Origin of the sequence: Halogeometricum rufum, assembly GCF_900112175.1 — an archaeon.
Taxonomy (GTDB): Archaea; Halobacteriota; Halobacteria; order Halobacteriales; family Haloferacaceae; genus Halogeometricum; species Halogeometricum rufum.
In genome coordinates this window covers 1054305-1062005 of record NZ_FOYT01000002.1, presented here as the reverse complement: position 1 = coordinate 1062005, position 7701 = coordinate 1054305, and the positions used below count along the sequence as shown (strand labels likewise).

General features: G+C 68.1%; 10 protein-coding genes. 7 read left to right on the top strand and 3 right to left on the bottom strand.

Annotated features, from left to right (window positions below; translation table 11 throughout):
• The coding region (locus BM310_RS15155) for an FGGY family carbohydrate kinase (protein WP_245778504.1) at positions 1-694 on the bottom strand (694 nt) is incomplete at its 3' end.
• A gap of 357 nt (positions 695-1051) precedes the next feature.
• Between BM310_RS15155 and BM310_RS15150 the strand changes: the two genes are divergently transcribed.
• Both BM310_RS15150 and BM310_RS15145 read left to right on the top strand, forming a co-directional pair.
• On the top strand, positions 1052-2476 hold the full coding sequence (locus BM310_RS15150) for an FAD-dependent oxidoreductase (protein ID WP_089809126.1): 1425 nt from the start codon (positions 1052-1054) through the stop codon (positions 2474-2476).
• Positions 2477-2558: 82 nt separating this feature from the next.
• Positions 2559-3221: an archaellin/type IV pilin N-terminal domain-containing protein gene (locus BM310_RS15145; RefSeq protein ID WP_089809124.1), complete on the top strand. Its 663-nt coding sequence runs from the start codon at positions 2559-2561 to the stop codon at positions 3219-3221.
• 12 nt (positions 3222-3233) lie between these two features.
• Here BM310_RS15145 and BM310_RS15140 read toward each other — a convergent pair whose 3' ends face one another.
• On the bottom strand, positions 3234-3827 hold the full coding sequence (locus BM310_RS15140; protein WP_089809293.1) for an AsnC family transcriptional regulator: 594 nt from the start codon (positions 3825-3827) through the stop codon (positions 3234-3236).
• A gap of 243 nt (positions 3828-4070) precedes the next feature.
• Between BM310_RS15140 and BM310_RS15135 the strand changes: the two genes are divergently transcribed.
• The 5 genes from BM310_RS15135 to BM310_RS15115 all read left to right on the top strand — a co-directional run bounded on the left by BM310_RS15135 (position 4071) and on the right by BM310_RS15115 (position 7122).
• Positions 4071-5336, top strand: coding sequence for a PKD domain-containing protein (locus BM310_RS15135; protein ID WP_089809122.1), 1266 nt, complete (start codon positions 4071-4073; stop codon positions 5334-5336).
• A 130-nt stretch (positions 5337-5466) separates the two neighbouring features.
• Positions 5467-5664, top strand: coding sequence for a heavy-metal-associated domain-containing protein (locus BM310_RS15130; protein WP_089809291.1), 198 nt, complete (start codon positions 5467-5469; stop codon positions 5662-5664).
• A 310-nt stretch (positions 5665-5974) separates the two neighbouring features.
• On the top strand, positions 5975-6385 hold the full coding sequence (locus BM310_RS15125; RefSeq protein WP_089809120.1) for a hypothetical protein: 411 nt from the start codon (positions 5975-5977) through the stop codon (positions 6383-6385).
• 10 nt (positions 6386-6395) lie between these two features.
• Positions 6396-6584, top strand: a complete 189-nt coding sequence (locus tag BM310_RS15120) for a hypothetical protein (protein WP_089809119.1) — start codon at positions 6396-6398, stop codon at positions 6582-6584.
• A 121-nt stretch (positions 6585-6705) separates the two neighbouring features.
• Positions 6706-7122: a hypothetical protein gene (locus tag BM310_RS15115; protein ID WP_089809117.1), complete on the top strand. Its 417-nt coding sequence runs from the start codon at positions 6706-6708 to the stop codon at positions 7120-7122.
• 268 nt (positions 7123-7390) lie between these two features.
• On the opposite strand, the gene BM310_RS15110 is transcribed toward BM310_RS15115, so the two are convergent.
• Complete coding sequence (locus tag BM310_RS15110) at positions 7391-7699, bottom strand: DUF6360 family protein (RefSeq protein ID WP_089809115.1); 309 nt, start codon at positions 7697-7699, stop codon at positions 7391-7393.
• Between the last annotated feature and the right edge of the window lie 2 nt (positions 7700-7701).

Here is a 7701-nt window from a genome sequence, read left to right as displayed (position 1 = left end):
CGTCCGAGGAGGGGCGGACCTCGGGCAGGAGTTCGGCGGGGACGTCGAACTCCTCGAGGAGTTCGTCGTCCCAGTCCATCTCGTGGATGTTGAACAGCATCGTCCGGGATGCGTTCGTGACGTCGGTGACGTGGTTGCCGGTGAGTTTGTAGATGAGCCACGAGTCGATGGTTCCCATCATCAACTCGCCGTCCTCGGCGCGGTCACGGACGTCGTCGGGACGCATGCGGGCGAGTTTTATCTGGTCGGTGTTGTCGAGCAACCACTCGGCCTTGGTCGCCGAGAAGTACGCGTCGGGTTCGAGGCCGGTCTTCTCGCGGACCCACTCCTCTTTGCCCTCGTCCTGAAGCGTCTCGATGCGGTCGGTCGTCCGGCGGTCCTGCCAGACGATGGCGTTGGCGATTGGTTTGCCCGTCTCGCGGTCCCAGATGAGGGTGGTCTCGCGCTGGTTGGTGATGCCGATGGCCTCCAACTGCTCGGCGTCGACGCCGGCCTCTTCGAGGGCGTCGTGCATCACCGCCTGCGTGTTCTCCCATATCTCCTCGGGGTCGTGCTCGACCCACCCCGGTTCGGGGTAGATCTGTTCGTGCTTCTGGTATGCGTTCGCTACGACTCGCCCGTCGTGGTCGAAGACCATGAAACGGGTTCCTGTGGTGCCCTGGTCGATTGCACCGACGTACGTGTCTTCAGTCATGTCTGATCTGTCACGGCCCGAATTTTACTCTCGGTGCCGCCCTACGAATAAGAATCTCGTATATTCATGATAAATCTTTTCTTCTTCGTCAGATAGTGGCACACTCTCGCGACGAAGAACGTCGGCCGAAAATCGGTTCGAGAGTCACCAGGTACCGGGTCTGTTCCGTCGAAGGCAGAAACGACCGATTGGACCCGTTCCGCCGGCGAACGCGAATGCATCCGCGGGCAGTTCGGATTTTGACTCACTGCCGATGGTGTTGGTAGAAAATATGTGGTCGGGAGGTGGCGGCCGGCCGTGCGCCGCGGTCGTCGGACCGAGCAAACTACGTGTCGGGGGTCGTTCAACCGACTATCCATGTCGGATCCGTTCGTCGTCGTCGGTGGTGACGCCGCCGGCCTCTCGGCCGCGAGCAAGTGCAGACGCGAAGACCCGGAGCGAGACGTCGTCGTCTTCGAGAAGGGACGGTGGGTGTCGTACGCCCACTGCGGGACGCCGTACTTCGTCAAGGGCGACGTCGACTCGCTGACGGACCTCCTGTCGCTGTCGCCCGCGGACGTCGCGGACCGCGGCATCGACCTCCGGCGCGAACACGAGGTCGTCGCCGTCGACGCCGACGCGCGGACGGTGACGGTTCGGGGTCCCGACGGCGAGTTCGCCCAGTCGTACGGCGACCTCCTCGTGGCGACCGGCGGCCACGCCGTCTCCGACCCCATCGACGGATTCGGCCTCGACGGCGCGTTCACCCTGCACGGTCTCGACCACGCCGCGGCCGTTCGCGCGTTCCTCGCCGACCCCGACGAGTTCTCCGTCGGTGACCTCGGCGGCGTCGACTACGTGGACCGCGAGACGGCAGCACGGTACGGGGCGATGGACCCGCCCGAGACGGTGGCCGTCGCCGGCGGCGGCTACGTCGGCATCGAGATGACGGAGGCGTTCGTCGAACACGGACTGGACGTGCACCTGTTTCAGCGACCGAACCGCCTCCTCCCGCCGTTCGGCGAGGCGGTCGGCGACCGAGTGGCCGACCACCTGCGCGAACGGGATGTCACGCTCCACCTGGGCGAGGAGGTGACCGAACTCCGCGGCGACGACCGGGTGGAGACGCTCGTCTGCGGGTCGGGCACCGAAATCGACGTGGACGCCGCACTCGTCGGCATCGGCATCCGACCGAACACGGCCCTCGTCGAGGGGACGCCGGTCGAACTCGGTGACTCCGGCGCCATCGCCACCGACGAGTTCGGCCGCACGTCCGTCGAGAGCGTCTACGCCGCGGGCGACGTCGCCGAGATGCGGCACGTCGTCACCGGCGACCCGACGTGGGACCCCCTCGGTCTCCCGGCGAACCGCGCCGGCCGCGCCATCGGTTCGACGGTGGCCGGCGACCCCGAACCGGTCGGCGGCGTCGCCGGGACGGCGGTGGTGAAGGCGTTCGAGTTGGGGTGCGGCCGCGCGGGAATTCTCGACCACGAACGCGCCCGGGAGGCGGGGTTCGACCCCGTCTCGGCGACCATCACCGCAGGGTCGCGGTCCGGCTACTACCCCGGCGGGTCCGAGACGACGGTGACGCTCACCGCCGACCGCGACTCCGAACGATTGCTCGGCGGGAACGTCGTCGGGGCCGACCGCGCGGCTATCAGAATCGACACCGTCGCGACCGCGCTCGGGGCCGAGATGACCGTCGGCGAACTCGAACGGCAGGACCTCGCCTACGCGCCGCCGTTCAGCCCGGTCTGGGACCCCGTGCTGGTGGCCGCGAAGGTACTCCGGGGACGTCTGTAGGCGCCGCGAGCCCGCCAGTACGGTGTCGTTATTGATACTGAGAACCCTAGGGTAACGGTCCGAGAGCGTCTTGTCGGCGAGCATGCACCTGCTCTGTCGCGAGGAGTCGGCCGGGGGGTCGGGGCGGCGCGGTCAGGTCGGCATCGGTACCCTCGTCGTCTTCATCGCCATGGTCCTCGTCGCCGCCGTCGCCGCGGGCGTCCTGATAAACACGGCCGCGTTCCTCCAGGCGACCGCAGAGGACGCCGGCAAGGAGAGCGTCGACCGGGTCGTCGACGGCGTCGAAGTCGTCACCGCCGCCGGCCACGTCACGCCGGACGCGAACGACAACGTCGAGAACGGCACCGTCGAGACGGTCCGACTCTGGATTCGGCCGCGCCCGGCGGCCGGCGACATCGACGTCTCCGAACTCTCCGTGAAGTGGGTCGGCGAACATCAGGCCAAGAGCCTCTCGTTCTCGGGGTCGGACCCGACGGCGCCCTCCACGGCGGCCGACGCCCACCGGTCGTTCAACGCGTCGGTCGGTATCGGCGACAGCGACGCGATTCTGGAGACCGGCGAGGAGTTCGTCCTCTACCTCAACGCCTCGCAGATAGAGAGCGCCGACGCCGACCCGACGAACCGTCGCCCCCTGCGACCCGACGACCGCATCACCGTCGAGATAACCGTCGCGGGGGGGAGTACGTCCACCGTCTACCTCTCGGTGCCCGACTACACGGACGACACGTCGTACGTCAGGCTCTGAGCGCGCCCCGAATCACTCCGCGCCCGCGCTGAGGCGGTCGTACTGCTCGCGGAACCGGGCGGCGCAGGACGAACAGCAGAAGTGGTACTGCCTCTCGCCGATCCGTTCGCTCTCGCCTTCGCTCGTCACGGTGTTGCCGCACTCCGCACACGTGAGAGCGAACTCCGTACCGCCGACGCTCGGCGTCCACTCCGTCGACGAGACGATGGTGACCTCGTAGTCGGCGACGCGCCCCAGGTCGACCAGGTCGTCGATTCCCTCGCGGACCGCGTCCGCGCGGAACCGCGCGGAGAACACCACGTCCCCCTCGACGGTGACGAAGACGTGTTCGACCGCCTCGGACTCGCGGAGGGCGTCCTTGACCGCCGCCACCTCCGTCGCCGGGAGGTCGAGTCGGACGAGGACGGGCACGCCCGCCCGGAGTTGCGAACGGTCGATGTCGAGCGTGAACCGTCTGATGACGCCCGACTCGCGCAGTTTCTCCACGCGGTCGGAGACGGCGGGCGGCGAGAGGTCCACTCGCTCCGCGATGTCGCTGAACGGTCGTCGCGCGTCCTCGGTGAGGAGTTCGAGTATCCGGAGATCGGTGTCGTCCAGTTCGCGCATATTCGTACCGTGCCCGTCGGCACACATAGCGTTTTGGCCGGACTAGCGACACGTTATATCGTCAGTACCGTCCGAAACTTTACTTTCGAAGCTGATTCTGGGCGGGACCCCTCGTCGGTTCAGCTCGTCCGCTCGATTCCGTCGTCCTAACCCGCCGTTACACGGCCGCTACCGGGTCCCTTCGGTAGTCTATAACGAAGCCGCTGTGTCGTCCTCGTAAACGTAGAGGTCACGGAAACCACAATGAACCGCAAACTGACAGTCGCACTCGTCGTCGTCGCCGCACTCGTCGCCGCCGGTAGCGGCGCGGCCCTCTTCACCGGTCAGAACGGTGGCGGGGACGCGCCCGCCGCGTCCGACGACGCGTCGGCGGCCGTCGAGCAGTCGACGCCGACGCAGCAGTCGAACGAACTGACCAACGAACCGACCGACCAGACGCCGACGCCCACGGAGACGGCCACCGCCACGGCCACGCCGTCTGACGCCGGCGACGCGGAGTCCGACGCGTCCTCGGACGACGCCGAGGCGGACGAAGGGGCGGTCGAACGCGCGAACGAACCGCCCGTCGCGGTGGCCGGCGGCAACCGGACGGTCCGCGAGTGGGTCCGCGTCCACTTCGACGCGACGGCCTCGACCGACCCCGACGGCTCCGACGCCAACCTCACCTACCAGTGGGCGCAGGTCGGCGGTCCGCGAACCGACATGGCCTACGCGGACACGGCGGAGCCCGAGATTCTCGCCCCCGAGGTGACGAAGCGGACCAACTACACCTTCGCCGTCACCGTCACCGACGAGGCGGGCGCGACGGCGACGGACACCGTCACCATCACCGTCCGTCCACCGATGCTGGAGGGCGACACGCTGTCGGACGAACAGCGGAACGGGGTCGACGACTCCGACGCCGAGCAGTCGCCGGACTCGGGTGACGACTCGAGCGAGGCGAACGGCGGCGGGTCGGGCGGCGACGCCGGCGACTCCGAGTCGGACGACTCGAACACCGACGACGCCGACTCCGAGACGAGTCGAGACGCCATCGCACAGGCCGTCTTCGAGTCGTCGTTCGACAGCCTCGGCGCCGAGGACGCGGCCGCAGTCGAGGAGTTCTACCTGCGCCAACCCGACGGCGAGTGGGACCCCTCGACGGTGAAGACCCGCGACCAACTCGCGCAGGAACGGTACGGGACCGACTTCGACGAACTCGGCTTCGACGGCCGCGTGGACGTCCAGGAGGCGTTCGACGCCCAGTTCGGCGACACCGGCGGCGAACTCTCGAAGGACGAGATTTCGCAAGCCAAGTGGAACCTCGACTTCGCGAACCTGAGCGACGAGTCCGCCGGGCAGATTACGGAACTCTACAACCGGCAGCCGTGGATCAACGAGGACAGGGAGCACATGCCCACCCGCGAGCAGTGGGCCTACCGGATGTACGACGGGGCCGACCTGTCCGACCTCACGCGCGAGCAACGCCTCGAAGTCGAACGCCGCTACAACAGCGTGTTCGTGGACTGACGGGCTCGCACCGGCTTCGACTCACTCGGTCGTCTCTGCTCTCACTTTCGTCTCTTCGACTGACGAACCGGAGTGAGTGTGGATAGCCAAGAGAAACTCGGAAAAGCGTGCACCCACAAGCGTGACCGTCATGAGTCAGACGTTCACCGTCGAAGGCATGAGTTGCGGCCACTGCGAACAGACCGTCGAAGAGGCGCTCTCGGGCGTCGCAGGCGTCGAATCCGCCACCGCCGACCACGAGTCGTCGTCCGTGACGGTGGAGGGCGACGCGGACGCGTCCGAACTCGTCGCCGCCGTCGAGGACGCGGGCTACGACGCCTCGGCGTAGTCGCGCCGGCACCGGCGACCGCTTGACGGCACCGTCTCCGCCGACGGCCGTCGTCACAGACGTTCCAGCGGCGCCCGCGGGCCTCGGTCACGCACCGTATTACGATTCTGCCGTTTCGTCCTAACGAAACGTAGTTCACCTGGCGTTCGCGACTGCCGCGCGTGTCACGTCCCGACGAGTCGCCCGGCGTGGGAAGCGTCCTGAAGTACTACCTCCACAAGAGTCGGCCGTCGTCGGCCACGCCCTCCCGTTTCGGGTCGAGACGCTGCTAGGCGGGTTCTACGCCGTCATCAACCTCGCCTCAGCGGGCGTGAGCTACCGCCTCGAGGCGATACGCGAGATAGTCGGCCTCCGACGGTGGTTCGTCGCCCTCCCGTTCGTCGTCGGCGGCGGACTGGTGGCCGCGCTCTTCGTCCCCCTCGTCGCGGTGCCCGTCCTCCTCCTCGCCCGCGTCGTCGTCGAACCGACCCGCTCGCTCGCCGGGCAGTACGTCAACGACCGCATCGAGACGCTCGGACGCGCCACGGTGCTGAGCGCGATGGCGATGGCGAGCGGACTCACCGTCGTCCCGTTCCAACTCGCCGGCGGCGTCGTCTCGGACGCCGCCTCGCCGTCCCTCGCCCTCGCGGGCGTCGTCCTCGTCGTCGGGTCGGTGCTCGTCCTCGGAGCCGAGTCGCCGTTCGACGGGAGCGCGGAAAACGACTTTCCGCGAGGCGGCTGACGGCTCTCCCGTGGTCGATACGTCGCTCGTGGTCCGCGCACTCGCGTCCGTCGCCGCCGCAACCGCCCTCGGTGCCGTCGTCGGCGTCATCCGTTCGGGGAGTCTCGGCGGCGGACTCGCCCTCGGATTCGCCGTCGGCGCCGGCGTCGCCGTCGGACTCGTCGGTTTCGAGGCGTTCCAGCGGTATCACCGCCGCTGACTCCCCGGCGAACGCGGCGTTCGTCTGGTTCGGACGCGTCCGGCGGCGACGCGACTCCTCCGGCGCCCATCGACTCGCCGTCCGCCGACAATGGTATGCGTCGACGTGACGTAGTTCGCGTATGAGCGACGACCACTCTCCGTCGAGTCGGCCGGACCTCGACCTCACGGACGCCGAACGGGAGGCGCTCCACGAGTTAGAACTCGGTCTCGAACACGTCTACCGGGGGTACGGCGCGCTGTTGACGTTCCACCATCAGATCGGACACGCCATGGACCACCTGGCCGTCGCGGAGACGCGACTCCGCGACGCCGGACACGACGCGTGGGCGGACGAACTCCGCGACCACATCCTCCCGGCGGGCGCCGTCGACGACCGGTGGACGTACGAACTGGTGCGGGCGTTCCAGTCGGGGATGCTCGCGGACGTGACGGACTTCGAGAGCGCCGTCAGAGACGTCCTCGCCGACGGCATCGACCACGTGACCGAACGCCGGCAGCAAGCCCGGTGGCGGGAACGCGCCGGCTGGGACGAGTGACCGCCCGCGAGCCTATCGTCGAGGGCGAAAGTGCGCGTACAGAACACGTTCCGATTGGTTATATGTACGGTGGTCCCGTAGAAAACGATGCGCGTCGAAGTGGCACCCACCATTCGCGACGGTGTTCCATCTCCCCCCGGAACTCCCCACCCCCCACCCCTTCCGTCGCGAGTTCGACGCGACACTTTTGACCGCCGACGCGACGACGGCGAGCGCTGCGATTCCCGTCTAGCAACGTCGAGACCCGAACCCTCCGACGAGCGACCGCTCAGTCGTCCGATCGGTCCGGCGCGTCGTCGCTCTGGGCCGCCTCGACCCGGTCGGCGTACGACTCCAGTTCCTCGGCGAGGGTCCGCGCCTCGGACGCCGAGAGCGTCACCCTGTCGGCGTGCGCCGGCAGGTGGTCCAACTGACCGTTGTCGAGTTCGAGTTCGAGTCGGACGTGGTCGGGGTTCTGCCGCGGCGCGGTGACGTTGAGGACGGCGAACGCCTCCTCGGTGAAGTCGTGGCCCACCGCCTCGCCGTCGAGCATGTCGAACGTCGTGTACGCGTTCACGCGGAGCAGTCTGTTGGGCATGG

Coding starts and splice junctions, on each gene's coding strand:
- BM310_RS15150 (WP_089809126.1), top strand. CDS start 1,052: ATGTCGGATCCGTTCGTCGTCGTCGGTGGTGACGCCGCCGGCCTCTCG.
- BM310_RS15145 (WP_089809124.1), top strand. CDS start 2,559: ATGCACCTGCTCTGTCGCGAGGAGTCGGCCGGGGGGTCGGGGCGGCGC.
- BM310_RS15140 (WP_089809293.1), bottom strand. CDS start 3,827: ATGCGCGAACTGGACGACACCGATCTCCGGATACTCGAACTCCTCACC.
- BM310_RS15135 (WP_089809122.1), top strand. CDS start 4,071: ATGAACCGCAAACTGACAGTCGCACTCGTCGTCGTCGCCGCACTCGTC.
- BM310_RS15130 (WP_089809291.1), top strand. CDS start 5,467: ATGAGTCAGACGTTCACCGTCGAAGGCATGAGTTGCGGCCACTGCGAA.
- BM310_RS15115 (WP_089809117.1), top strand. CDS start 6,706: ATGAGCGACGACCACTCTCCGTCGAGTCGGCCGGACCTCGACCTCACG.
- BM310_RS15110 (WP_089809115.1), bottom strand. CDS start 7,699: ATGCCCAACAGACTGCTCCGCGTGAACGCGTACACGACGTTCGACATG.